This is a genomic window from Jilunia laotingensis (assembly GCF_014385165.1).
Classification (GTDB): Bacteria; Bacteroidota; Bacteroidia; order Bacteroidales; family Bacteroidaceae; genus Bacteroides; species Bacteroides laotingensis.
The window spans coordinates 425,432-451,615 of record NZ_JACRTF010000001.1; the positions used below are offsets into that span (position 1 = coordinate 425,432).

General features: G+C 40.3%; 16 protein-coding genes and 2 pseudogenes. 6 read left to right on the top strand and 12 right to left on the bottom strand.

All coding sequences use genetic code 11. The features are described from left to right. Positions 1-12: 12 nt before the first annotated feature. A complete protein-coding gene (locus tag H8744_RS01810; protein ID WP_262433207.1) occupies positions 13-1,752 on the bottom strand; it encodes a tetratricopeptide repeat protein in 1,740 nt (579 codons plus the stop codon). A 333-nt stretch (positions 1,753-2,085) separates the two neighbouring features. Between H8744_RS01810 and H8744_RS01815 the strand changes: the two genes are divergently transcribed. Further along, positions 2,086-3,936, top strand: coding sequence for a leucine-rich repeat domain-containing protein (locus tag H8744_RS01815; protein ID WP_262433208.1), 1,851 nt, complete (start codon positions 2,086-2,088; stop codon positions 3,934-3,936). Here H8744_RS01815 and H8744_RS01820 read toward each other — a convergent pair. From H8744_RS01820 to H8744_RS01830, 3 genes are all read right to left on the bottom strand, one after another. After that, positions 3,931-5,178 carry an aminotransferase class I/II-fold pyridoxal phosphate-dependent enzyme gene (locus H8744_RS01820; RefSeq protein WP_262433209.1) on the bottom strand — a complete coding sequence of 416 codons (1,248 nt, stop codon included), beginning with the start codon at positions 5,176-5,178 and terminating at the stop codon, positions 3,931-3,933. The two genes, H8744_RS01815 and H8744_RS01820, sit on opposite strands and share 6 nt — an antisense overlap. A gap of 38 nt (positions 5,179-5,216) precedes the next feature. After that, a complete protein-coding gene (locus tag H8744_RS01825; protein WP_262433210.1) occupies positions 5,217-6,377 on the bottom strand; it encodes a MalY/PatB family protein in 1,161 nt (386 codons plus the stop codon). Between the two features lie 136 nt (positions 6,378-6,513). Next, positions 6,514-7,668, bottom strand: a complete 1,155-nt coding sequence (locus H8744_RS01830) for an outer membrane beta-barrel protein (RefSeq protein ID WP_262433211.1) — start codon at positions 7,666-7,668, stop codon at positions 6,514-6,516. Between the two features lie 92 nt (positions 7,669-7,760). On the opposite strand from H8744_RS01830, the gene H8744_RS01835 reads away from it, so the two are divergent. The 5 genes and pseudogenes from H8744_RS01835 to H8744_RS01850 all read left to right on the top strand — a co-directional run bounded on the left by H8744_RS01835 (position 7,761) and on the right by H8744_RS01850 (position 14,425). Beyond that, a complete protein-coding gene (locus H8744_RS01835) occupies positions 7,761-8,549 on the top strand; it encodes a Cof-type HAD-IIB family hydrolase (RefSeq protein WP_262433212.1) in 789 nt (262 codons plus the stop codon). A 14-nt stretch (positions 8,550-8,563) separates the two neighbouring features. Continuing rightward, positions 8,564-10,558 (top strand): AAA family ATPase, encoded by a 1,995-nt coding sequence (locus tag H8744_RS01840; protein WP_305067418.1) that lies wholly within the window; start codon positions 8,564-8,566, stop codon positions 10,556-10,558. A 655-nt stretch (positions 10,559-11,213) separates the two neighbouring features. Next, positions 11,214-12,789, top strand: a pseudogene (locus H8744_RS19090) (AsmA family protein); the annotation flags it as partial. 80 nt (positions 12,790-12,869) lie between these two features. After that, a pseudogene (locus tag H8744_RS19095) lies at positions 12,870-13,760 on the top strand (AsmA-like C-terminal region-containing protein); the annotation flags it as partial. Positions 13,761-13,810: 50 nt separating this feature from the next. Further along, positions 13,811-14,425 carry an L-threonylcarbamoyladenylate synthase gene (locus H8744_RS01850; protein WP_262433215.1) on the top strand — a complete coding sequence of 205 codons (615 nt, stop codon included), beginning with the start codon at positions 13,811-13,813 and terminating at the stop codon, positions 14,423-14,425. 129 nt (positions 14,426-14,554) lie between these two features. Here the strand turns inward: H8744_RS01850 and nagB are convergent, their stop codons facing one another. The 8 genes from nagB to H8744_RS01890 all read right to left on the bottom strand — a co-directional run bounded on the left by nagB (position 14,555) and on the right by H8744_RS01890 (position 26,141). After that, complete coding sequence (nagB, locus tag H8744_RS01855) at positions 14,555-15,367, bottom strand: glucosamine-6-phosphate deaminase (protein WP_262433216.1); 813 nt, start codon at positions 15,365-15,367, stop codon at positions 14,555-14,557. Between the two features lie 40 nt (positions 15,368-15,407). Beyond that, positions 15,408-16,607 carry an FprA family A-type flavoprotein gene (locus tag H8744_RS01860; protein WP_262433217.1) on the bottom strand — a complete coding sequence of 400 codons (1,200 nt, stop codon included), beginning with the start codon at positions 16,605-16,607 and terminating at the stop codon, positions 15,408-15,410. Between the two features lie 74 nt (positions 16,608-16,681). Next, a complete protein-coding gene (mnmL, locus tag H8744_RS01865) occupies positions 16,682-17,617 on the bottom strand; it encodes a tRNA modification radical SAM protein MnmL/YtqA (protein ID WP_262433218.1) in 936 nt (311 codons plus the stop codon). 116 nt (positions 17,618-17,733) lie between these two features. After that, a complete protein-coding gene (locus H8744_RS01870) occupies positions 17,734-19,980 on the bottom strand; it encodes a cytochrome c biogenesis protein CcsA (RefSeq protein ID WP_262433219.1) in 2,247 nt (748 codons plus the stop codon). A 64-nt stretch (positions 19,981-20,044) separates the two neighbouring features. Then, entirely contained in the window at positions 20,045-21,628 is a 1,584-nt protein-coding gene (locus H8744_RS01875; protein ID WP_262433220.1) for a di-heme oxidoredictase family protein, read from the bottom strand. Between the two features lie 17 nt (positions 21,629-21,645). Next, on the bottom strand, positions 21,646-22,818 hold the full coding sequence (locus H8744_RS01880) for an imelysin family protein (RefSeq protein ID WP_262433221.1): 1,173 nt from the start codon (positions 22,816-22,818) through the stop codon (positions 21,646-21,648). 27 nt (positions 22,819-22,845) lie between these two features. Beyond that, positions 22,846-24,162: a hypothetical protein gene (locus H8744_RS01885; RefSeq protein ID WP_262433222.1), complete on the bottom strand. Its 1,317-nt coding sequence runs from the start codon at positions 24,160-24,162 to the stop codon at positions 22,846-22,848. Between the two features lie 1,160 nt (positions 24,163-25,322). Then, on the bottom strand, positions 25,323-26,141 hold the full coding sequence (locus H8744_RS01890; protein ID WP_262433223.1) for a DUF4595 domain-containing protein: 819 nt from the start codon (positions 26,139-26,141) through the stop codon (positions 25,323-25,325). Positions 26,142-26,184 lie beyond the last annotated feature (43 nt).

The following is a 26,184-nucleotide window of genomic DNA, read 5'->3' on the forward strand; positions in this document are numbered from 1 at the left end:
AACGGAAAATATTTATTTGCCTTTGGCTATTTTCTGATAAACCGATGGGGTAATTCCAGTTATATTTTTAAATGCCGAGATAAAATTAGTGGGAGACTTGTAACCTACGCTTTCTGCAATGGCTTTGATAGTATAATTTCCATATCTGTTTGTATCCATCAAACGTATCTGGGCTTCTTTAATGCGATACTCACTAATAAACGCACGAAAATTTTTATTATAGGTTTCATTGATAACAATTGACACATAGCGTGAATTGGATCCAACACGCTCAGCTAAACGTTCCAGTCCAAAATCGCAATCACAAAATTCCTGCGTATTTTCCATTACCCCGATGATCGCCATCAGTATCTTCTCTTTCTGTTCATCCGTCAATTTATCAGAAGAATGTAATTTGACTATTCTGTCTTCTCTAGTCTGGTCCTCCTCCTTTATTTGCAGAGAAGAACCTTCGTTCAAACTGATTTCGTTAAACTTCTGCTCAAGCAAAGCATATCTCTTACGCTCTTCAATCAGTTTATTTGCTGATTCTATTCGCTGTTCCCTGTTTCTCTGTTCTGATTGCAAAAGTTCCGAATTACGATAATAGAGATTCTTATACGCCAAGTTCAATTTCCGTTTTTGCAAATACACTATGATCGTCAGAACAACAAATACAAACATGCCTGCCAAAATTCCAACCAATATCCTAAATTGTATTTTTATCTTTTGTTCCTTACTTTCACTATCTTCTGTAAGCGAAGCTATCTTTTGATAGTTTTTATCCATTTCATATACGAATTGAGAATTTTTCATCTTATTAAATTCATTCGCGTTAAACAGAGAATCCTTTACAGCCATGTAACGTCCTTTATAATATGAAGACTGTCGATTATCACCAATTTCGGCATACAGTTGTGCTAACGTCTGCAAACTCTCTACAAACATATACATAATCTTATTTTTTTCTGAATAGTCCGTATATATATGGAAATAATGTAGTGCCGAATCATTTTTCCCCATATCTCTATACAGCTTAGCCAGTTCGCCATAGACGCCTCCTGCATATTTGGGATCTAAATTTTCTCTTTCTGCATACCTGACCGCCTTCTCATAATTACTAACAGCATCATTATATTGCTTTTGCAAATTAAATATAAGTGCCTTGTTAAAGTAGCTGAAATACTTTACAATTTTATCATTTCCCACAAACTTCATCATTTGATTATAATACATCCAAGCATCTTTTGTGCGCTTCTCGTAACAACATATAGCGGAAAGATTTATTAAAAATTTCACCTCATTTATAGTATCCCGATACTCTCTTGCGCGCTTTAGCCCTTTCTCATAACACCGAATTGCTTGTTCATTATCAGTAAATACGGAATATACATTACCCAAATTCTTATAAGCCTCCACCGTAAGCTCGCCAAACCCATTTTCGTCACTAATTTTTAAGGACTTCATATAGAACTCAAATGCTTGTGCATAATTTTCCTGTTGATAATAGATATTTGCAATGGAACGGCAAGCAAGCGTACATATGTATTTGTCCGACTTTGTCATACCAGCATTATATTTTCCGGCCAAAACAATATAATATCCAATAGCAGTGTCTAAATGATTCTGTTCATAGTATTTATCTCCATGCTTTATAAGTTCAGATACAGGCCATCCGGACAATGACTCATAGTTGAGCATATCACCGGCATACAAATGCGAGGCAACGCATACTAACACAAGAAAAAACCTGAATAATTTCCAATTCATCATGATTATAGTGTTTTTTACTTGCAGATCAGAATCGACAAGTATTTTTCGGCAAACATTCTCTGAACCTTAGTATTTATTATAATGCAAACAGAACCGAGTAAATCCTCTTTATTATTAATGTATTCATTATCAGAATTCAGCTTTGTCGTTGCTACAAAAATACGACAAAATATATTGCCATTTGTAGAAAATTGCAGATATTTACAGCCTATAAAAGTGATAAAGTGTATGAAGAAATAGGTATATTCTGCACTACATCGGAAATCATTGACAGCATGTATTTTAAACTTAAATTTTAAAACCGGCTTATAAAACAAAAGCTATAATTATCAAATGAACAAACAATTTATACTACTTCTCCTGTATCTTTTCTTTGGTTGCATGGTTCTTCCGGCAAAAGAAGTAAGAATCACTCTCAAAAATCCCGGTACACTAGCTGATTTCTTAAAAGATGAAAGTGACATCACTGAGCTAATTCTTTCCGGTGAGATGGATTCATCGGATTTTTACGCCATCAGTCAGAACGAGAACTTACTTCAAACCTTAACCAAAATAGATTTATATAATGTATCTGCAAGTATCATTCCCAAAGATGCATTTTATGCTTGTGACAAGCTGGTTGAAATAATACTTCCTCACGCTCTAACTGTTATTGAAAGCGATGCTTTCACCGATTGCACGCAACTAAAAAAAATCCAACTGCCATTATCAATCCGCCAATTGGGTGCTTATTGCTTCTCTAATTGCCAAAGTTTGGTGGAGATATCGATCCCAGAAGGAGTTGTACAAGTTCCCCGACGCGCTTTCGATTATTGCTGTTCTCTGAAAGAAATATCTTTGCCATCTACATTGAAAGCTATCAATAAGGGTGCATTCTACTTTACAGGATTATCTTCAATTGACCTCCCACAACGTTTGGAAATCATTGAAGAAGACGCCTTTTACGGTTCCAAATTGGAGAAAATCATGCTTCCCGCATCCCTTCGTGAAATAGGGATAAATGCATTCATCAACTGCCCCGAACTAGAATCTATCTCAGTCGCTGACAACAATACTCATTTCACAAGCCTTGACGGAGTTCTATTCAATGCAGACATTACTACTTTACTATGTTATCCAGCAGGAAAACAGGGGAAATTTTATGAAGTTCCTCCAACCACGACTTCACTCGGTGACTTTGCTTTTTCCGGAGCAATGGATAATAATAATTATCCCATAAACTCCCATCTGACATCAATTAAACTTCCGGATGGCCTGAAGTCGATTGCACAAGGTGCATTCTCCGGTCGTATAGCACTCAAACAGTTGGATTTGCCGAATTCTATAAATGAAATCGGTAATACAGCCTTTTTCTCAACAGGATTAGAAAGAATAACAATCCCCGAACAAGTCAAAGTGTTAAGTGATCTCCTGTTTTACAATTGCCTTTTTCTTAAAAAAGTAAATCTACCAGACAACCTTCAAACAATCGGGGAATATGCTTTTTATAAATGTCCCGAATTGGAATCTATTCAAATACCTTCCCATACAACAAAAATCGGGTACAATGCATTCAACGGTTGCTCAAAGCTAAAAGAAGTAGTGATCCCTGATCGTATTCATACTATTTATGGAGGCACTTTCTACGATTGTACTTCACTGGTTCAAGTACATCTTCCAGTAACTTTACATACCTTAGAATCAGCATTCTCTAATTGCAGCAAGTTAAATACCATCACTATACCTGCGTCTCTCAATTATTTTGATCTTTGGACATTTAACGAATGCGACAATCTACAAACGATTTACCTTTTGCCGGAAACACCTCCTGTCACAGATGATTATGATCACATCGCATTGCCTGAGAATGTAGTAATCTATGTACCTGATGGTTCCGTAGATATTTACAAAAGTAATCCTCAATGGGGAATATTCGATATCCGTCCTCTTTCAACTTCAGGATTAAAAGAGATAGGATCGAACCTAGAAAATGATTTCAATATTCAAGTTAATTTGGAAGGAGAAATAACAATCCGGACGTCACAAGAAGGAAGAATAGAAATCTATTCATTAAATGGTTTGCTACTTCATCTACAAAAAATAGATAGAGGAGAAAATCATCTACAAAAAACAGCAGAGGGAGTAAACCGGATACTTATTGTCTACACCTCTGCAAGCGGAAAAAGAAGTGTATATAAATTATAATGGAGCGATGCTCTTTAATGACTCACATATATCTTCCAATAAATCATTTACATCTTCAAGCCCAACAGAAAGCCGGATCGTCTTCTGACTAATATCCATACGCTGCCGTTGCTCCTCCGTAAATGTACCATAGATCGTACTGGCAGGATGAATAGCCAATGTTTTATTATCAAACAGATTCGTTGCACGACGAACCAGCTTGAGCTGATTCATGAAACGGAAACAAACCTCCCGGGACGGTAAATCAAATGTAAGCATGGCCCCGGGATAAGAGCCAAACTGAGAAGTACTGATCTGATAAAAAGGATTGGTTTCCAAAGCTGTGTAGTTAACTGATTCCACCTGAGGCAATAATTGCAACTCTTGGGCCAAACGATTACAACTAACCGCCTGCCGCGAATAGCGTATCTCCATTGTTTCCAATCCGAGTGTCTGCATATAAGCCACCTGCGGAGTCATATAAGCACCCAGATTCCGGTGTATCTCTTTCCTCAATTTAGCTGTGAAAGCCGACATTCCGACTTGTTCTGCCAATTGATGTAATTTCTTAGAGTGAGTCCAATCGAATTTTCCATAATCCAAAATGACTCCTCCCAAACTTGTAGCTCCACCGGAAATATATTTTGTACTAGAGATCACTTCAATGTCCACTCCAAATTCAGAAGCATGAAAAACATGAAAAGGCACGACAGTAGTGTCCGCAATCAAAGGGACACCATGTCTATGAGCTATGTCGGAAAGAGTCTTTAAATCGGCTACTTCGAGTTGTGGATTGGTGATTATTTCAAGAAAAACAGCACAGGTATTTTCATCTATCTGCTCACGGACAGCTGCCGGTTTCGTTAAATCACAGAAACGTACCTCTACTCCAAAAGCTCCCAATGTGCTTTTGAGAAATGAATATGTATTGCCGAAGAGATGCGCTGAAGTAACAATATTGGTACCTGCTTTTGCCAAAGCAAAGAAAACATTGCTAATCGCTGCCATACCTGAATTTAAAGCTGTGACACTCAAGGCACCTGTAACTGCCTGAATACGTTTTTCGAAATACTGAACCGTAGGATTAGTAATTCGAGAATAAGCATGACCGGTAGTCCGACCACAGAAAGCTTCTTCCATAGCTTCCGCTGTATCAAACTCATACGCTGCCGTATTATACACAGGCATAGAGAGTGAATGATAAGCATCCTCTTTCTCAAACGGAGTATGAAGAAGCTGAGTTTCAAAACCGGTTTTATCCATCTTCGAGTCGTTATTTAGTTGTATTTGTTTTCGTCGTTTCAAAGTGCTTGTTCCAACTGTTTCAATGCCTTTTCAAGTACACTTCGCGGACAAGCTACATTGAGGCGCATAAAACCCTCCCCTTCTTTTCCAAAAATAGTTCCGTCATTTAATGCCAGATGGGCACCTTCAACGAAGAGAGACACCAATTCTTCCTGATTCAATCCGAGCTTTCTGCAATCAAGGAAAATCAAATAAGAAGCTTGAGGACGGATCATGGAAATGGCAGGCATATGCTCACGAAGATATCGATCCGTGAAATCAATATTATCCTGAATGTACGAAAGCGCCTGATCAAGCCATTCGGTACCATTACTATAAGCGGCCGCGACACTGAGATAAGCGAACAAATGACCTTCGTTGAATTCGCTTGCCTCCATATACTCTTGAAACTGACAGCGAATTTCGGGGTTTTCAACAATACAGTAGGAGCTTGCCAATCCCGGCATATTGAATGCCTTACTGGGAGACATAAACACAAGTGAATTCATTCGGGCGGTTTCAGAAACACAGGCAAAAGTATTGTGTCGATGTGAAGGTAAAGTCAAATCAGCATGAATTTCATCCGAGATAACCAAAGTCCCGTTTTCCTTGCAAATTTCTGCTATCTGCTTTAGTTCTTCCGATGTCCAGACACGGCCACCGGGATTATGGGGGTTACTCAAAATAAGAAGTTTACACCCCTGCACATCCCTACGAAAACGTTCAAAATCAATATAAAACTGACTGTCACGAAGCATAAGCGGGCTATATACCACTTTTCTCTTGTTTTTCTCCGTTACCAGAAAGAAAGGATGATAAACCGGTGGCATCACCATCACCTTATCACCTTTTTCCGTGAAACATTGTATGGCAAAAGCCAAACCTCGTACAATGCCCGGCATGAAAGTTAACATCTCACGAGAAACATTCCAGTCGTGACGCTGTTTCAACCACTCGATAATCGATGTATACCATGCATCGCAAGCAAAAGTATATCCTAAGACTTCATGTTCCAATCGCTTCTTTAAAGCATTTAAAACAAACGGTGGAGTACGGAAATCCATATCAGCTACCCACATTGGCAGTAAATCACTCCGTCCCCAACGTTCATTGACTGCATCCCATTTCACGGATTCGGTACCGCGACGATCTATTATTTCATCAAAATTATACTTCATACTTTAATCTGGTTTTACGGTTATCTAATTGCAAATGTACAATTCATACTCCGTAAAACGAGAATAATGAAGCATAAAATCGCATGGGCATCACAAAAATACCACAAAGATGGTAGGCTACACCCTACTTCTTCTACTAAAAGTTGGCAGATACGACTAAAGAATACGTTAACAATTGTTCTTTCCTGACCGTTTTAACACCTGCCGCAAAACTACAACGGGCTCCTATGGTCAAAGAGTGCGAACCATTTAACCTACATTCCGCACCGGCTCCTATAGCTGCTCCATATAGAAATCGATTTCGTCTGGAACGATTCTTATCAACTGTCGAACCGGAATTATCTTTACTTCCATTATTAAAACTCAACATACACGAAGGCCCAAGTTCTCCATAGGGTATCCATTTTTTTACTGATTTATAATTCGTATAACGGAATAAGAGTGGAACTTCCAAAGCGAACTGAGTATAATCGGAAGATTCATATTTCATTTTATCGTATAGCTCGTGTCCTTCATTAAAAGCATAAAGAAAATTCAATTCCGGGCAAAAACTAAAGCATCCATCCAGGTTAATTTGTGCAAACATTCCTACTGCACAACTTATGCCTGAATTAAATGATCTGTCAAGCCCTTCGTTCAAATGAGACAGCCCCACTCTTCCATGCACTCCCCACCGAGTTCTTTGATAGAGACTTACATTGCATTCAGTATAAGCCCGATAAATACGGACAATCTCATATCGACTTAATTTCATGGGATTATTATCCAAATAGCTCAATGCAGGACAATCGGCAGCTTTCGAACGTAAATAGTTTCTATACTCTTTTCCTCCATCCTTCATAGGAAGAATAGCTCCATGCCCTTTTTGCATGAAGTAATATTCGTGTTTTCTAATCCCTCCGTACAGATAAATACTAATACTGTCATCCTCTAATATTTGCTCGAGAAACACACTGCGAGGAGATTGGTTCATCTCCAGATTTGCACTGATATAACGTTCCCCGTTGACAAAACCATATTCTATAATATCACCCGGATGAAATGTCTTAGCCTCATGGTTCGGTTGTTCAGGAATAATAACAATTCCGGCCTTTTCTCCTTCGCTCAAATCCAATATCCAAATGCCCCTTACAATTTTATGGTCATTCGTCACATAGTATCCTTCCTGACTTCCAGGAACATTGATCATCTGATTGTGATTTAGCACAGTTACCTGTTTCTGTACTCCATTTTGAGCCTTTATGCCAAACATAAAACTCAACATGATTGAGAATAGTAGTAGCTTTTTCATATTTGAATATATTAATATATGACAAATATAAGAAAATACTTATATAATCTTGCATACATTTATCTAAATTTGTAGCAATATATAAAACGATCATGATAAAAGCTCTTTTTTTCGATATCGATGGCACCTTGGTCAGCTTTGAGACACATGCCATCCCGGCATCAACCATTGAAGCTTTAGAGGATGTACACAAAAAGGGAATAAAAATATTTATTGCGACCGGACGTCCTAAAGCAATTATCAACAACCTATCTGTTCTTCAGACTCGCGGATTGATTGATGGATATATCACCATGAACGGTGCATACTGCTTTGTAGGCAATAACGTCATTTACAAAAGTGCCATCCCCAAAGAAGAAGTACAAGCATTGGCAGAGATATGCCAACAAAACGATTATCCCTGCATTTTTGTAGGAGAACATACGATATCAGTTTGTCAACCTAACCAACTGGTACGGGAGATATTTTATGATTTCCTACATGTTAATGAGATTCCGGTAAAGAGTTTTGAGGAGGCAACTCAAGGAGAAATCTTTCAGATCACTCCTTTCTTCACTACCGAAGAAGAAAAGAAGATTCTGCCACATATCCCCAATTGTGAATTGGGACGTTGGTATCCGGCATTTACAGACATTACGGCCAAAGGAAACACGAAACAAAAAGGTATCGATGAAATGATCGAACCTTTTGGCTTCCAACTGAGCGAAACAATGGCTTTCGGTGACGGAGGAAATGACATCAGTATGCTCCGACATGCAGCCATCGGTGTAGCCATGGGAAATGCAAAAGAGGATGTAAAAGAAGCTGCCGATTATGTGACGACCTCGGTAGATGAAGATGGTATAAAAAAGGCTTTGCAACATTTCGGAGTAATTGATTAATGGCAAGTGACAAAATGGTTGTAGACACCGATAATAAAGAATTTCAGGATGCGTTAAACCTCATCCAATACACTCGCCAATCCGTCTTCCTGACCGGTAAGGCCGGAACGGGAAAATCCACATTTCTGCGTTATATTTGCTCGAATATCAAAAAGAAGCATGTCGTACTGGCTCCAACGGGTATCGCTGCTATCAATGCGGGAGGCAGTACAATGCACAGCTTCTTCAAACTTCCATTTTATCCCATCTTACCGGACGATCCCAATCTAAGCCTACAACGTGGACGAATCCATGAATTCTTTAAATACACAAAACCGCACCGGAAATTACTGGAACAAATTGAATTGGTCATAATCGACGAGATCTCGATGGTACGCGCAGACATTATCGATGCGGTAGACCGCATACTTCGCGTCTATTCACGCAACCTCCGCGAACCCTTTGGCGGAAAGCAGATTTTGTTGGTAGGAGACGTATTCCAGTTAGAGCCTGTGGTCAAAGGTGACGAACGTGATATTTTAAACCGTTTCTACCCCACTCCTTATTTCTTCTCAGCCCGGGTATTCAATGAGATCGATTTGGTCTCTATCGAACTACAAAAAGTGTACCGTCAGAAAGATCCTGTTTTTGTCAGCGTACTCGACCATATCCGCAACAATACAGCAGGAGCAGCAGACTTACAACTTTTAAATACCCGTTACGGCACAGAAATCGAACAGAATGAGCAAGACATGTATATCACATTGGCTACCCGGAGGGACAATGTTGATTACATCAATGATAAGAAATTAGCCGAATTGCCAGGTGATCCGGTCACTTTCGAAGGAGAAATCGAGGGAGATTTTCCGGAAAGCAGTCTTCCCACCTCCAAAATACTGGTCTTAAAACCCGGTGCGCAAATCATTTTTATCAAAAATGATTATGACCGCCGATGGGTCAACGGAACCATTGGGACAGTCGCAGGTATCGATGAGGAAGACGGCACTATTTATATCCTGACAGACGATGGAAGAGAATGCGATGTGAAGCCGGATTCCTGGCGCAACATACGCTACCGCTATAATGAAGAGAAGAAAGAAATCGAAGAGGAAGTTCTCGGAACCTTCACCCAATACCCTATACGGCTGGCATGGGCGATTACCGTCCATAAAAGCCAGGGCCTTACTTTCAGCCGTGTAGTTATCGACTTTACCGGAGGCGTATTCGCCGGTGGACAAGCTTATGTCGCATTAAGCAGGTGTACATCCCTGGGTGGAATTCAATTGAAGAAACCCATCAACAGGGCTGACATATTTGTACGTCAGGAAATTGTAAACTTTGCCCAGCGTTTCAACAACCGGTCGGCAATAGACCGGGCATTAAAGCAGGCACAAGCGGATGTACAATATGTTGCCGCTTGCCGTGCCTTTGACCGGGGGGACATGGAAGAGTGTCTGGAACAATTTTACCGTGCCATCCATTCCCGTTATGACATTGAAAAGCCAATCCCCAGAAGGTTGATACGAAGAAAATTGGGAATTATCAACACCTTGCGTGAGCAAAACAAACTGTTGAAAGAACAAATGAAAGCCCAACAAGAGTATCTGAGAAAATATGCCAAAGAATACTTATTGATGGGTAACGAATGTATCACGCAAGCTCACGACATCCGTGCCGCCCTCGCCAATTACGACAAAGCACTGGAGCTTTATCCCGATTACACCGATGCCTGGATTCGTAAAGGCATCACATTACTTAATGACAAAAAATGGTTTGATGCAGAGAACTGCTTTAATACAGCCGTCCGAATCAGTCCAGCGGACTTCAAAGCCGTGTACAATCGTGGTAAGCTTCGTCTCAAAACCAATAATATAGAAGGAGCCATAGCCGATCTCGACAAAGCCACCTCTCTGAAACCGGATCATCCTGCTGCACATGAACTCTTTGGTGATGCATTGATGAAAACAGGAAAAGAAGCGGAAGCTGCCATCCAATGGAAAATTGCAGAAGAATTAAGAAAAAAGCGTTGAATATTCACGGGCTCTCACCCCTCAGGACATTTCGTTAAGTATTTTCATATTCTTATTCAATCAAAAGTGTGCAAAAAGAGCAATTTGGCAACCTATAAATCAACGGAGTTCACGAGAATAAATAGTGACACTCGACTACGGAAATTTCTCGGCACCGGGGTACACCTTGGAGATCACCGATGAACACCCCGTTGATCACCGATGAAGGAGGTCTTGGTCACCGAGGAACGCCCCGTTCATCACCGAGGTAAGAACAGGCCTCCAATCACACTGACACTCAATCACTTACATTATCAATCGCTAGATATTTTCTGTACAATCATCAAAAACCACTTATGAATGAAATACACAATAAGCTAATAATCCAATGTATCCCATCCAACAGCAAAAAGAGACTTTTCACCGTCATTTTTGTACACTTATTTCCAAATGCAAGCTAATTCGGCTAACGATTGATTTACTTAAAAACAGCCCATTTACCAGTCGCCTCATTTTACAATTCTATTAAGTTCAGCCACCTATTTCCCAGTAAATGCGTCAAACCGATGCCATTATTATCGGATGTCCGTTAATTATCCAATCCTAAACTACTATTTTCCAAAACTTTTCATTAGTTTTGCTATCTCATTCTACGTTTAATCAAAACCCTGTAAATATGAAAAAAGGTCTGAAAATCACAGCTATCGCAGTAGTGGTACTTCTGCTATTGATGTTTATCCTTCCTTTTGCCTTCCGTGGAAAGATAGAAAGTATTGTAAAATCGGAAGGTAACAAAATGCTCAATGCGCAATTCGATTTTCGTAGTCTTGATATCAGTCTGTTCCGCAATTTTCCGAAAGCGTCCATTACTTTGAGCGAATTCTACCTTCGCGGAACAGGGGAATTTGAGAAAGACACCCTTGTCCAAGCCGGAGAAATTATCGCAGCCATCGATCTTTTCTCGCTCTTCGGAGATAAGGGATATGATGTATCCAAGATACAGATTGACAACACCGACATACATGCTATTGTGCTTCCTGACGGACATACCAACTGGGATATTATGAAACCGGACAGCACTCCCAATAATACAGAAACAGAAAATAAGAATGAAACTTCCCCATTCAAAATTCAATTACAACGCTTTGTTATCAAAAACATGAACATAACTTACGATGACCGGCAAGCCGGCATGTATGCGGATATCCGCAACTTAGATGTCTTCTGCTCAGGAGATCTGGGAAGTGATCGCACCACCCTGCAATTAGAAGCCGAATCAAAAGCGACTACCTACAAAATGAACGGTATTCCTTTCCTCTCGAACGCGGACATCTTTGCCAAAATGAATGTGGATGCCGATCTGGTTAATAATAAATATACATTAAAGGAAAATGAATTCCGACTCAATGCCATAAAAGCAGCGATTGATGGTTGGGTAGCTTTAAACAATCCTTCCATAGAGATGGATCTTAAGCTGAATTCCAATGAAGTAGGGTTCAAAGAGATTCTGTCCCTGGTTCCCGCAATCTATGCCAAGGATTTTGACGGATTGAAAACAGAGGGCACTGCCTCTCTTACAGCAAATGCGAAAGGCTCCTTACAAGGTGACAGCATCGTCCCCCAATTTAATATGACAATGGCAGTAAAAAATGCCATGTTCCATTATCCATCACTCCCTGCCGGTGTCGATCAGATCAATATCCTTGCTGAAATCAAGAATCCGGGAGGCAATATCGATCTGACCACCATCAGGATCAATCCTTTCAACTTCCGTTTGGCAGGAAACCCATTCAAGTTGGTTGCGGATATAAGAACGCCCGTGACCGATCCTGACTTTCAAGCCGAAGCTAAAGGAATATTGAATTTGAGTAAGATCAAAGAAGTCTATCCTTTGGAAGACATGCAACTGAACGGCACTATTAATGCAGATATGCAACTGTCTGCCCGCCTTTCGTATATAGAAAAAGAACAGTACGAACGTGTCCAGGCTTCCGGCACCATCGGACTCACTGATATGCAATTAAAAATAAAGGACATGCCGGATGTTGATATTCATAAGTCACTCTTTACTTTCACTCCGAAATATCTACAACTGACCGAAACCACAATCAATATCGGCAAAAACGATTTGACAGTAGACAGCCGTTTCGAAAACTATCTCGGATACATCCTTAAAGGCAGCACGATCAAAGGAACCGTAAATCTCCAATCCAACCATCTCAACCTGAACGATTTCATTACGGCAACCTCAAGTAACGCCAACGAGACTTCAAAAACAGGGAACAGTTCCGTTGTTGAAACATCACCGGTAGATACTGCAACTGTAAGTCTCATCCATGTCCCCGACAATATAGACTTTCAGATGGATGCAAATCTGAAAGAGGTACTTTTCGATAAAATGTCATTTACCGACATGAACGGAAAACTGATTGTAAAAGACAGCAAAGTGGATATGAAAAACCTTTCAATGAACACAATGGGAGGAGGTGTTGTTATGAACGGATATTACTCTACTGCCAATGTCAACATTCCAAAAATGGATGCAGGTTTTAGACTCAATGATATCAATTTCGCACAGGCTTACAAAGATCTTGACATGGTACAACAGTTCGCTCCGATCTTTGAGAATTTAAAAGGAAACTTCTCCGGAAACATGAATATCCAAACTGATTTGGACGCTACCATGAGCCCCGTATTATCGACCATGCAAGGCAACGGAAATCTTTCTACAAAAGATCTCAGCCTAAGTGGCGTAAAAGTGATAGACCAGATAGCGGATGCTGTTAAGAAGCCCGAACTGAAAGAGATGAAAGTGAAAGATATGACATTGGACTTTACTATCAAGGACGGTCGTGTAGCCACCCAGCCATTCGATATTAAATTAGGAGAATATGCAATGAACCTGTCCGGCACCACCGGCTTGGATCAAACCATTGACTATACCGGCAAAATCAAGCTACCTGCATCTGCTGGAGATTTTGCCAAGCTGACCACACTCGATTTGAAAATCGGAGGCTCCTTTACATCTCCCAAAGTTTCCATAGATACCAAGAGCATGGCCAATCAGGCAGTGGAAGCCATTGCCGACAAGGCCGCTGGCGAACTGGGTAAGAAATTGGGTCTTGACTCGACCATTACCACCAACAAGGACTCGTTAAAAGAGAAAATAAAAGAGAAAGCCACCGAAAAGGCACTTGACTTCTTAAAAAAGAAGCTCCACTAACAGTGAAGTACCCCAACAATGATGGTAAGAAATTAAAAAAGATATATCGTATGCTTTTGAGACTTTACGAAAAGAACAATGATGCTCAGGACTTGCAACAGATAGTAGACATACTTAACGATGGCGGCCTCATCATCTACCCTACGGATACAATGTACGCCATTGGTTGTCATGGGTTGAAAGAACGTGCCATCGAACGAATCTGCCGGATCAAAAATATCGACCCGCGCAAGAACAATTTATCTATCATTTGTTACGACCTGAGTAGCATCAGTGAATACGCCAAAATGGACAATAACACTTTCAAGCTGATGAAACGTAATCTACCCGGTCCTTTCACCTTTATCCTGAACGGTACAAACCGGTTACCCAAAATATTCCGCAACCGCAAGGAGGTAGGTATCCGTATGCCCGACAACAACATTATCCGTGAGATAGCCCATCTTCTCGATGCACCGATCATGACAACCACCTTGCCCCATAACGAACAAGATGATATAGAATATGTAACTGATCCGGAACTTATAGACGAGAAATTCGGGGATTTGGTAGATATAGTCATCGATGGCGGGATCGGAGGCATAGAACCATCAACAATAGTAGATTGTACGGGGGAAGAGTTTGAAATCGTCCGACAAGGAAAAGGAGAGATTGAAGAAAATTAATAATGAAAAATTAAAAAGGAAAAGGAAGCAGAAAAAACGGGCTGCACATTCATATGGTAGATCATCAATTCCTAGGAACCAAAGCCATATTTAGCACCGCCCGTTTTTTCACTTTTCATTTTTAACTATTCACTTTATCAATGATTCCGGATCTAAATGCTCCGCTTCGATATCTTTAAAATAGCGGTAAGTACCTACCCTCAACTCTTCAGTGGCTGCATCATCACAAACAATTATGCCTCTCTCATGCATCTGCAATGCGCTAATAGTCCACATCTGAGTAATAGCACCTTCTACGGCCTGATGAAGGGCACGAGCTTTGTTATGGCCATTAACGATAATCATCACCTCTTTTGCAGAAAGCACCGTACCTACACCTACCGTCAAGGCAGTCTTAGGCACCTTATTAATATCATTATCAAAGAAACGGGAATTTGCAATAATCGTGTCGGTAGTCAACGTTTTCTGACGAGTACGTGAACTCAAAGACGAGCCCGGTTCATTGAAAGCAATATGTCCGTCCGGTCCGATACCACCCATAAACAGGTCGATGCCACCATAAGACTTGATTTTATCCTCATAACGCGCACATTCTGCATCCAAATCGGCAGCATTACCGTTGAGAATATTCGTGTTCTCCGGTTTGATATCTATATGGCTGAAGAAATTGTTCCACATGAAAGAGTAGTAACTTTCCGGGTGTTCCTTCGGCAAACCCACGTATTCATCCATATTGAAAGTAACCACGTTCTCAAAAGAAACGATGCCTTTCTTATTCAAATCGATAAGACCTTTATACATACCCAGAGGAGAAGAACCGGTGGGGCATCCCAAAACGAAAGGTTTTTCTGCTGTAGGGTTAGCAGCTTTAATCTTTGCAGCTACATAATGCGCTGCCCATTGAGAAACGGACTGATAGTCCGGTTGAATGATTAATCTCATAATTTTATAATATTATAATGTTAGAGTCATAAGGTTATTCTTAGGGTCTATCCTTCTTCAATCGGTCGGCCATGGCACGAGCCAGATTTTCACATTGTGTGTAAGTGATGTCTTTCATAGCCTGTTTCATTTCAACCGGATCACCTACAACTTCAAACTTACTCTTTTCTGCAAATTCGGCCATCCGTTTCACAGCCGCACCTGCCCAAGTGAAAGAACCGAACATACCCAAATAACGTCCTTTGAGTTCGCGAACCAATATCTTTGAAAGCAATGATTCCACCTCCGGATAAATCTGATTGCTATATGTCGGTGAGCCTATGATCAGTCCTTTATACCTAAATATGTCGGCAAGTATATAAGAAGGATCACTCTTGCTTACGTTATGCATCACAATGTTCCGGATGCCTTGCGCTGATAATTCGGCTGCAATAGCCTCCGCCATCTGCTCAGTGTTGCCATACATACTTCCATAAGCTATCACCACTCCTTCTTCGGCTACATACCGGCTCAATCTGTCATAAATTCCCACGACCTTTGGAATATTATCCGTCCATACGGGTCCATGAGTGGAACAGATCACGGAAATAGGCAGACCGCCAAGTTTCTGCAAAGCTTTCTGCACAGGACTTCCATACTTACCTACAATATTCGAATAATAACGTACCATTTCATCCCAACAACGGTCTATATTAATGCGTGTATCCAGAAAGCCACCATCTACTGTGCCAAAACATCCGAATCCGTCACCGGAAAATAGAATGCCATCCGTTTCGTCAAAAGTCATCATCGTCTCAGGCCAATGCACCATCGGAGTGAGATAAAAACGAAGCTTATGTCGTCCCAACGCAAGGAAATCTCCGTCTTTAACAAGATATTGCTCACCAGTAACACCATAAAAGCCTTCAATCATGCCGAAAGTCAACTTATTTCCAACAATAACGATGTTGGGATAATGTTGTTTAATCAGCCGGATAGATCCGGAATGATCCGGCTCCATGTGATTTATAATCAGATAATCGATAGGACGGTCACCAATAACCTGTTTGATCTTGCGGAGATATACTTCAAAATAACAGATGTCGACTGTATCGACAAGAGCTACCATCTCATCATCAATCAAATAAGAGTTATACGAAACTCCGTATGGCAACGGCCACATTCCTTCAAAAAGATGTTTCGTTCGGTCGTTTACTCCCACATAGTGGACGTTTCCTTTAATTCCAGTTTTTTGTTCCATTCTATTTTTGAGTTACAAATAAATGAGTTACGAGATGCGAGCTATAAACTAAATCATCATCGCGCAAAGATACTTTATTTTTCTGAATCCTCGAATTCCTTTCCCTGATATGCCCCCCTTTCTTTCATTCTTTTTTGAACGCGGGCGGTAAATTCATAATTTTTTAATCCCCAGTCGGGTGCAATTAATAATTCACGGGGCGATTGAGAGACAAAACGCTCGAGTACAATATCCGGGCGCAAATGTTCGACATAATCTATAACAAGCTCGATGTACTCGTCCACATCAGTAAAGAGATGAAAGTCGGCAGGATTTTGTTGATATTCACGAGCCATACGGGTACCACGGATTAACTGAAGCTGATGCATCTTCAAAGTAGACAAAGGCAGTTTGGAAAGCTCTCCCGCCTGTGCGACAATATCATTATGAGATTCCCCGGGCAATCCAAGAATGACATGGCCACCGGTTAAAATTCCGCTTCCGGCAGTTCGTTGAACGGCATCCGCAGTGGCCTCATAAGAGTGCCCCCGGTTTATTCTTTTCAAAGTCTCATTGTTAGTCGTTTCAATGCCATATTCCACTAATAGAAACGTCTGCTTGTTCAAAATCTCCAAATAATGCAAAAGACTATCCGGCATACAATCCGGACGTGTACCGATCACAAGCCCCACTACCCCATCTACACTCAATGCTTCTTCATATTTCCGTTTCAGCGTTTCAAGTTCCGAATACGTATTTGTATAAGCCTGAAAATAGGCCAGATACCTCATCTCGGGATATTTGTGAGCAAAAAACAGCTTTCCTTCCTCCAATTGTTGAGAAATGCTTTTCTCCGTGCGACAATAATCGGGATTAAAAGTCTGGTTATTGCAATAAGTACAGCCTCCCTGCCCTTTTGTTCCATCCCGATTCGGGCAGGTAAATCCGGCATTCAAAGAAATCTTCTGTACCTTAAAAGGGAAATAACGCTTTAGGAAATACGGAAACTCGTTGTATAATGGCTGATTCATTTTATACATTCTTTTAGTTGGGAACAAACATAAGAAAAACCAAGTAAACTTGAAAGACTCATGTTACTTTTCTTACGAAAAATCACGATACAATGCAAGTATCCTTTAAGAACGGTTTATCCGGCATAACTATGCATTCCCCCTAACAGAAAGTTTACTCCAAAATAAGTAATCAATACCGTGAGGAATGCCACGATCGAAAACAAATGGAAAAATAATGGACGACGGAAATAGTGCAATGAAGCCGGATGCAACGCCAATGCGTACACCAGCATTGTAATGAGCGCCCACACTTCTTTCGGATCCCACCCCCAGTAACGTCCCCACGATACATTTGCCCAGACTGCCCCTACAAAAATGCCGATAGCCAACAGAAATACTGCCGGATAAAGAATAATCCTGCTAATCAATTGTAAGCACTCTACCGATTCCCTGTATTCTTTGTGAGTGAAACGTAGAATAAAAGCAGCCACACCATTGAGCATCACAAATGCCAACAACGAATAGGCCACCATGATTACTACCACATGGATGGACAAAAGAGGAGATGCCAGAACCGGCATCAATTTCGTGATTTGCGGATTTGCTTCGCCCAACATGGAAACTAACAAAGCCAGTCCACACAACAGAAATCCAAAAGGGAGAATCAGTATAAACCGTTTCTGAAGATAAAACGAAAGTATTAGAGTTACCCACGCCATGAACTGCATCGTCTCATATCCATTGGATAAGGGCAAATGATTGCCTATATATCCCCGCAAAGCGATAGTCAGGGTAAGATAAAGGAAAGGAATGATAAGCAGAACGTTCAATCCCAGTGTCCACCGACGATCAATAGGACGCTGATGACCCAACGTCTGACAATAAAAAAGAAATGCCAATACTCCTATAACGAGGCATCCCATAGCTAACGGTTTTGTATAATCGCACGTATTATATAATTTCTCAGCCCGAAATGCCATATCAGACGGCAGTGTATCACCAGCCATCTTTCGCTGATACATTTTCATTTTGTCCAACAAAGCAGAAACTCCGTTAAAATCTTTTTTTACTATCATCTCCTGTAGGTAACCAAAAGATTTACGGATAAAAAGCCATTCGCCTTCATTCATCTCTTTAGGAAGTAAATCATTTTGTGCATACCAGTCAAGAGTGTGTGCCCCTAATTGTCGGTGAGGAAATATCTTCAGAAACGTACCGGAATAGAGCATCGAAATCAGATTGTATTTTTCATTCGCCTCTTCGATGCCTCGCCTATCAGCAACATCTTCGCCAGAAAGAATGCGGGCATTCAAACCGTCCAGTTTATACTGGTTGATTTCATCGATATAATCATCCAATGAAGCATAAGTATCTTTTATATTCAAGGCATGGCGAACAGTACCACTTTTTATCTTAATCATGGGCTGTTCTTTCCAACTACTATAATAGAACAACCAGCCTGTGAAAACCTGTTCGGGAGAAAAGCCCCGATAAGAAGTGTTACCATATAATTTAAGCGTGAAATCCTTTGCCAATGTTTCCAATGGACAGACACGGTTATTATACATTACATATAAGTCGCCAAATTTTGCAGCCACCGTCTGTGGCAATACTTTGGGAATCCCGGCAGCAGACAAGGAAAATAAAGAAGGAACTAAAAACAGAAATACAGCAGCACCTCTCTTAAGTAAAGGGTTGTTAAGCAATTGACGAAAATGACCCTTCTTCGAAAAGAGAACCAATAAACAAGAAAATAATAGGAGTGCATATCCGATATAAGTCACGGCAATGCCACAAGGGTCATACGATATGGAGAGAGTAGTTCCTCCTGCTTCATCATATCCAGACTGACAAAAGCGGTATCCGCGATAGGATAAAATGTGATTCATAGAAACCTCTCCATATGCAATTTCATTGGTGCGATTATCGTCTATCTTCAGTGTACTTACAAAGTCCATTGGTGCATGAGTGCCCTCATAATATTGGATTTGGAAGTCGGCCAATGAGACATTGAAAGGAAAATCCCGGTGAGCATCTGCATCATTTTGGAATGAATGAGCTACTTCCCCTTTCATCATGCGCAGTGTACCATGCTCCCCCCACATCCAAGTGATAAAAGCCCCTGCTAATATTACCAAAAAGGATAAGTGCAACAAAGCGACAGGAACGTGTTTTTGTAATTTCTGCCGATACATATATAGAAGACTGGAAACGGCTAACGTTCCCCATAGGACAGCGAAAGCAGGTGAGTCATAAATATGTGCATTCACGTAGTCCGTTCCAAAGATTTTTTCTAAAATGGTTGCCCCGGCAAGTACCAACAACACGATTGCTAGGAGAGAGAAAGGGATTACCTTCAGTAATTTGGTATTATGATACATTCCTGAATATGTAAAAATCACCGCAGAGTCCTATATATATCTGAGGTCTGCGGTGAAATGAATATTAAATAGAATTGATAAACTCTACAATTGCATCGCGATCTTCCTTGCTTAATTGACGAAATTTCTCCACCGATTTCCGGGCATCGCTTTGGGGATTTCCATGCCACATGATTGCCTCAATTACGTTGCGAGCGCGGCAGTCATGCAAACGGTCGCTATGTCCGGAGCAGACAGGCGAAAGGCCACGCCCCCAAAGAGGAGTCGTACGACACCATGCATTGCGAATATCATTCTGCATGAACAGACGGTGTTGCACCATGTCCGAATATGGCCATATGGTCTGGTTGGGATAGCGTGGCAAGCGGCTATCACCATCTTCAAAAAATCCATTCGGATCGGTGAACTTATCATCTCCTGTCTTCCAAGAAGGACGATGACAAGAAGCACAACCAATCTCGCGGAACAACTGATGTCCTTTTTGCACCGTTGCATCATCCAAATTGCGAGCAGCAGGTACGGCAAGTCCACGGTGCCATACCATAAAGTCTACATAGTCGTTATCAGTCATTTCAACCGGAAGTTCCTTGTTCATCAAATAGTCATAGATGTCCTTCTTCACATCCCCCGTCTTATTCCATTCAGGGAAGAATTCATAGAATTTAGCCTGTACATCAGGATCATTCGCCGATATATCGGCATACGTTTGCGTCATATAATGATATCGACGATCACTACGGGTGACATTGGTGATATTCCAAATCGCATTCGAACCTGCGGCATCCTGCAAAGGTCCGCGACTCAGCGCATAAGTGAACCGGAAGGGATGGTTAGTCTTTCCATATGTCTTGGTCCATTCACCATTGGCAAAAATACCGGGATTCAACTTAACACCATACTTCTCCTGTTTGGCATATTCCGCTTTCAATGAGTCATCGGGAATGGCATCAAGTAATCCTGTACCATAAATTCCAATAGTAGACTCCAGACGTACTTTTACCTTTGAATAGGCAATCGGCTGATTGTTTGCCTCCAATGGAACATAATAAGCATCTTCCGGAATCGTTACCTCAGGATAAATCAGACTGTATGTTTCACCATCAGGAAATTTATTTCCCCATTCATCAGCATACGGTAGCCATTTAATGTCTATTTTACTCTCATCAATCGGGGCTTTGAAAGGCTCCATCGCCTTAGTTTGCGGCATTCCGGTCAATGAAGTCAAATAGCTGTTGTCATCTTCATTATAAATTACCAGCAGATATCCGTTCCCCCATTCATCAGCTCGATAACGCTCCATACGTTTACCATGCCCATAACCCGGATGACAAGACATACAGGAGTTTCGCACATACAACGGACCAAGCCCTTTGAAGGGAGCCGTATTTTGTGTATAAGTACGTTCAAAAAAGTACTCCCCATATTTGAACCTGTCGCTCAACCCGGCTTTCTCAACCGCTGGTGTCGGATCCTCAAAAGCAGAAGCGGAACTGTTGAAAGTAGTTCCCAACTCTCCACCGGCATACCACTCGGCATCTGTAATGGTATCATCCCCACCGACTTCAACCAATGGATCGTCATCATTACAGGCAGACAATCCAAATAGTGCCATGCCTGCTACGAAGTAATGTAATTTAGTTAATTTCATACCTAACCGTTTACTGATTATTTAGCCAATTGCGCTTTAACTTCCGATAGAACGTTGTCTAATGCTTTACAAGCATCCATGGCTTCCTGGCACGAAGCATCCTGATAGTTCAAGACGAAAGGAGCCTTCATCGCTTTGATTTTGGCAAGTGCATTGCTTATGGCAGTTGTAGTCTTCGTGTCCAATTCGGCATTGACAGATGCAATGTAAGCATGCAATGACAAAGCTTCATTGCGTTCCCCTTCGATACCCCCCATATAGGCATTATCAATACTGATAATATTATCATAGAAGTCAGTGATGGACATGTAGCTGTAGGGAGATTCAATGTAATTTCTGTCTTCACCGGTATGCGGCTTTCCGATTTTAGAAGTCCCCACTTCATCGGCAATAGTCTTGCAACCATCCACGATAGCCTGCACGGCATGTGTCCAAGTTTTATACGTACTTCCGGCTTTTCCTGCCGATAACATATTCTGCTGATATGAGTTATCTCCGTTTGCTACGGTTACGCTCAATTCCAGATCATCCACCACTTTCTCCACACGGTTTTGGGCTACATTATCCTCACCTGCCCATGAAATTTGCAACTGGAAACATTTGTTGCGAAGATCACCGGCTACCGCAGCAGCATAAATCAATTCATCGTTTGTAATTTCGGATACCGGTTTTGCTTTACCATCCTTAAAGATGATATACTCAATGCCGTGAAAACCCAACAGAGCATTTCCTAAGTGGTCGCCCGCCCATACATCAGCGTCTTCCGCTGCCATATCGGCAATGTGTGAAGCATTGCCCAACTCTTTTTTCAACGCTGTCAAATCCAAAGGCCATGAATCAATGTGCGGATCAATACCAAAGTCGCTGGCAGCACCAAACAAAAAAGCTTCACTCTTTTCCCACCAAGCACGAGCTTCCAAAAAGATTTCACAGGCAGCCTGTACATTGGCATCCGTCTTAGCAACTTTCAGTGCCTGAAGTTTTTCCTCAAGCATTTCCGTATTATCAGCCAAATTCTTATAAGTGACCGTCACTGTGTGATCCGTGAATTGCTGAATGATTTTTTCATACATTTCATCCTTCTGTCCTGAAGTATCGTCAACATCGTCATCATTACTGCATGAACTAAAACTACATGCCATAGCTGCTATCATTGCAGCATACAAAGAGAATTTAAAAAACACTTTCATACCTAATTTATTATTTTAAAAGATTTATTACTTAATAAAGAAACCACTGTAGGCAATACCTAAAGAAATAGAAGGTTCGTTGTTGTATTCGCTCTTGAAAAAACGTTTTGAATATTCAGCTTTTATAACAATCTCTTTCATTGGATAGTAGTTGAGACCTAATGCCATACGATGCTTGTCAGTCCATGTGTAATCTGTCAGTGCAGATACAGGAATATAGGAATCATAATACTCATAACGTCCAAACATATAGAGCTTGTTACCCCTATCATGCAACTTGCTGAATTGAGAGAAGATGTCGTATCCAGCTTCCATTCCACCGCATAAAGCAGCTTTACCTACATAGCTCTTTTTATAAGGAGAAGTGTTGGATTGTCCGAAATTGAATTTGGATATTTGTTCAGCATCACCCAAATGACCATAATCGAAATTACCACGTACGATCCAATTATGCCCGTGATAATCAAAATCGATAGTACCTATTGCAACAGCACCTTTTGTATTCTTATACTTACCCTCGTCGGCCATCAACGTATTGTTGAAACTATGCCCGTAATAACCACTCACCCCTATACGCATACCGGGTATAGAATAATTATCTACACGGGCTGCTACCGCATAGTTATTGGCAGGAGTAAATTCGAAAGCCGATCCTGAACCCTTCTTAATCCATTGGTCTTTAGAAAAATTCAGTGAATTGAGAGCAGGCATACCCATAACTTCATAACGCCACTTTCCTATTACCCCCCAAATGCTGATACCGGTTTCATGCCATGTACATGGCATGATGGTGTTTTCTCCCTCAGGACGATAAACGGTGAAAAACTCAGTTGGTAAATGATGAGCATTGGTATATCCTACAGGAATTACCATATGTCCTCCGCGAATGTTAAAACCTTTCCCGAACGATTTCTGAATCCAAAATTGTTCCAAAGCGACTTCACCACCGCGTTCAACTTCTTTCTCCCACTCGCCTGCTTCTTCAGCTTCCATTTCCACAGCCGACTCCGTTCCTCCGTGTTCAAACTCAATTTCGGTTCCCATTGTCCATCCTTTGCCGAAGTCGTAACCTATCATCACAACGACATGGGGCAGATCAAACTGCCCGTGACCTTTTGCGTCTTTATAGTCTTCGGCTTTAGAATAGCGATTAAAGTTATCACTATAGAAGTTTCGGGTCATCACTGCTTCACCATAGCCACCTAATATGAGACGTGACTTCTTCTTCTGATTCTGAGATGTTTCTTCTGTGTTTTCTTTATTTGCCGTTGCTGTATTCTGTGCGTAAGTACTTACAATCAGAGCAATCAAGCATAAAGAGATCAATACAATTTTTCTTCTCATTTTGCTTTATTTTTTATAATTTTAAGTAGCGGCAAAGTTATGGGAAAGAGCAAGAGTAGAAAATACCAAGAATTAGGTATTATTTCGTTGAAGTTGGTTATCAATAGGTATTAAAGTCTTATACATCATTATTAAATATCAATGTATAAGTTATTGGGGAATGTGGATAAATGTTTGTATTATGATTTGCTGTGAATTGATATAAAATTTTCTAACAATCGGATTAGCGGACAATTTAAATACCATCAGATCTTTATCAGAATTCAAAACCCAACCAATAAATAAGACGATACTCAATAAAAACAGTAACCACTTAATAGCGTCTAAATATGGAAAGTCTATCATATATGGATAAAAGATACAATATGAAATCATTAAAGGAATCATAGGGAAAAATAATAACTTCCCCAATTTAAAAAAATGCTTCATGTAATCAATTATTCGTTAGACAATATAGATTCAATTTTCTCTCAAAGAGCCCCATTTCCCTCATCTGTTTTTACAGGGAGGGAGAAGAAGATTTTCTTTTCGGTACGTGCGCGATTTTAACGGCCTTTTGTGAGTCCTTACTTTTAATTCTGATATATTCCATTTTCATATTGATAGTAATTTAACAGGTTAATAATAAACTACGGCAAAGGTAAACTAATCACCGAAAGCCGATAGACATACATTTTCCTAGATTGTTTTATATTACAAATAGTTTGATTCAAAATGAATTATTTGTAAGGAAAGCGCCAATATATGTTATGCTCCGTATGTATATACCTTGCAAGGCATAACATATACTGATACCGGGTGTTCCATCTATAATTATTAATTCTATGGTTATTTTCATAGTTATCAATAATCAATCCTTTACTTGACTTAGTTGAATTACTGTCAAATTAGCAATAGTTTTCTCTATATATGGATATATACTTTCTAAGATAGGTTGTGTGTGTGTTTAATAGGAGGAGGGGGGGAGTACCACCTATAGATACACAAACACAAAAGTATATAGAAGGCTGATTAAGGATTTTTGGAAAAAATAAAAGCCATTTTGTCCCCTTTACCATAAACAGGCTTTTAACTAAAAAGTCTTAGCCTACCGCGTAATCAATCAGACCATAATAGATTTTATTAATTAGACCATATATTATTGATATTCCATATTAGAATTACCACATAAAAGATGCGTCATAGCTGCTATATATAAATCCATCTTGGCCCCACATATGAAATGTTTTTGGATATTCATCTTCAAAAAAAGACCATACAAAATTTTGCTCTCTTTCATATCTTTCAATATACTTTTTTACCGGCAAATTTTTAGTGGCTCTACCTAACAGTCCTGCATAATAAGCATATTCGATATATCCCAAATTAACATTAAATTCGATATAAAAAATCATGATGCAGCCGACATTCTCAATCGGATTTACTATTTCCTCTGATGTGTAATATATACTAAAACTATTTACGATTTCTTCCCCATCCACCTTTGAATGCGTTTTTACAACATTTCCATCCTCATATTCAATATTTGTTACCTCTGTTTTATTTCCAGACCGTTTAAAATAGCATAAATGTCCTTCCGAGGTATAGTCGAAATTCCAAGTTTCAGTGCTTCCGTCCGATGTAGAAGATTCGCAATATTTTACAAACCCATTATCTCCAAGTTCCATATCATAAGTAGTAATAATGGGAATTACAGTTCTCGAATCTTCAACCGTCATTCTCACATATCGTTCTCGATTCACTGCTCTTGTCACATCATGGTACTCAAAAGATATTTTCAAGATGCAAGGGTATTCTATTTTGGTAACAAGTTCCTGGTTATTATAAGAAAGCAACATACCATTAAGGCCTTGTAACCGTTTCCCGGTAAACACATTTGATGGATCGACCACATCCGTTCTGTCATCACCACATGCAGTAAAACTTAGACATGTCACCGATATAATAAAAATATACGATAAAGCTCTTAATGTTTTCATTACTAAATATATTTACATAAAAGACAAACTATCATTTTGCTTT

What these genes read in the sequence shown, in the direction of transcription:
- H8744_RS01870 (WP_262433219.1), bottom strand. Translation starts at nt 19,980, where the DNA reads ATGTATCATAATACCAAATTACTGAAGGTAATCCCTTTCTCTCTCCTA.
- H8744_RS01850 (WP_262433215.1), top strand. Translation starts at nt 13,811, where the DNA reads ATGCTTTTGAGACTTTACGAAAAGAACAATGATGCTCAGGACTTGCAA.
- nagB (WP_262433216.1), bottom strand. Translation starts at nt 15,367, where the DNA reads ATGAGATTAATCATTCAACCGGACTATCAGTCCGTTTCTCAATGGGCA.
- H8744_RS01835 (WP_262433212.1), top strand. Translation starts at nt 7,761, where the DNA reads ATGATAAAAGCTCTTTTTTTCGATATCGATGGCACCTTGGTCAGCTTT.
- H8744_RS01820 (WP_262433209.1), bottom strand. Translation starts at nt 5,178, where the DNA reads ATGGATAAAACCGGTTTTGAAACTCAGCTTCTTCATACTCCGTTTGAG.
- H8744_RS01815 (WP_262433208.1), top strand. Translation starts at nt 2,086, where the DNA reads ATGAACAAACAATTTATACTACTTCTCCTGTATCTTTTCTTTGGTTGC.
- H8744_RS01880 (WP_262433221.1), bottom strand. Translation starts at nt 22,818, where the DNA reads ATGAAAGTGTTTTTTAAATTCTCTTTGTATGCTGCAATGATAGCAGCT.
- H8744_RS01885 (WP_262433222.1), bottom strand. Translation starts at nt 24,162, where the DNA reads ATGAGAAGAAAAATTGTATTGATCTCTTTATGCTTGATTGCTCTGATT.
- H8744_RS01830 (WP_262433211.1), bottom strand. Translation starts at nt 7,668, where the DNA reads ATGAAAAAGCTACTACTATTCTCAATCATGTTGAGTTTTATGTTTGGC.
- H8744_RS01890 (WP_262433223.1), bottom strand. Translation starts at nt 26,141, where the DNA reads ATGAAAACATTAAGAGCTTTATCGTATATTTTTATTATATCGGTGACA.
- H8744_RS01860 (WP_262433217.1), bottom strand. Translation starts at nt 16,607, where the DNA reads ATGGAACAAAAAACTGGAATTAAAGGAAACGTCCACTATGTGGGAGTA.
- mnmL (WP_262433218.1), bottom strand. Translation starts at nt 17,617, where the DNA reads ATGAATCAGCCATTATACAACGAGTTTCCGTATTTCCTAAAGCGTTAT.
- H8744_RS01840 (WP_305067418.1), top strand. Translation starts at nt 8,564, where the DNA reads ATGGTTGTAGACACCGATAATAAAGAATTTCAGGATGCGTTAAACCTC.
- H8744_RS01810 (WP_262433207.1), bottom strand. Translation starts at nt 1,752, where the DNA reads ATGATGAATTGGAAATTATTCAGGTTTTTTCTTGTGTTAGTATGCGTT.
- H8744_RS01875 (WP_262433220.1), bottom strand. Translation starts at nt 21,628, where the DNA reads ATGAAATTAACTAAATTACATTACTTCGTAGCAGGCATGGCACTATTT.
- H8744_RS01825 (WP_262433210.1), bottom strand. Translation starts at nt 6,377, where the DNA reads ATGAAGTATAATTTTGATGAAATAATAGATCGTCGCGGTACCGAATCC.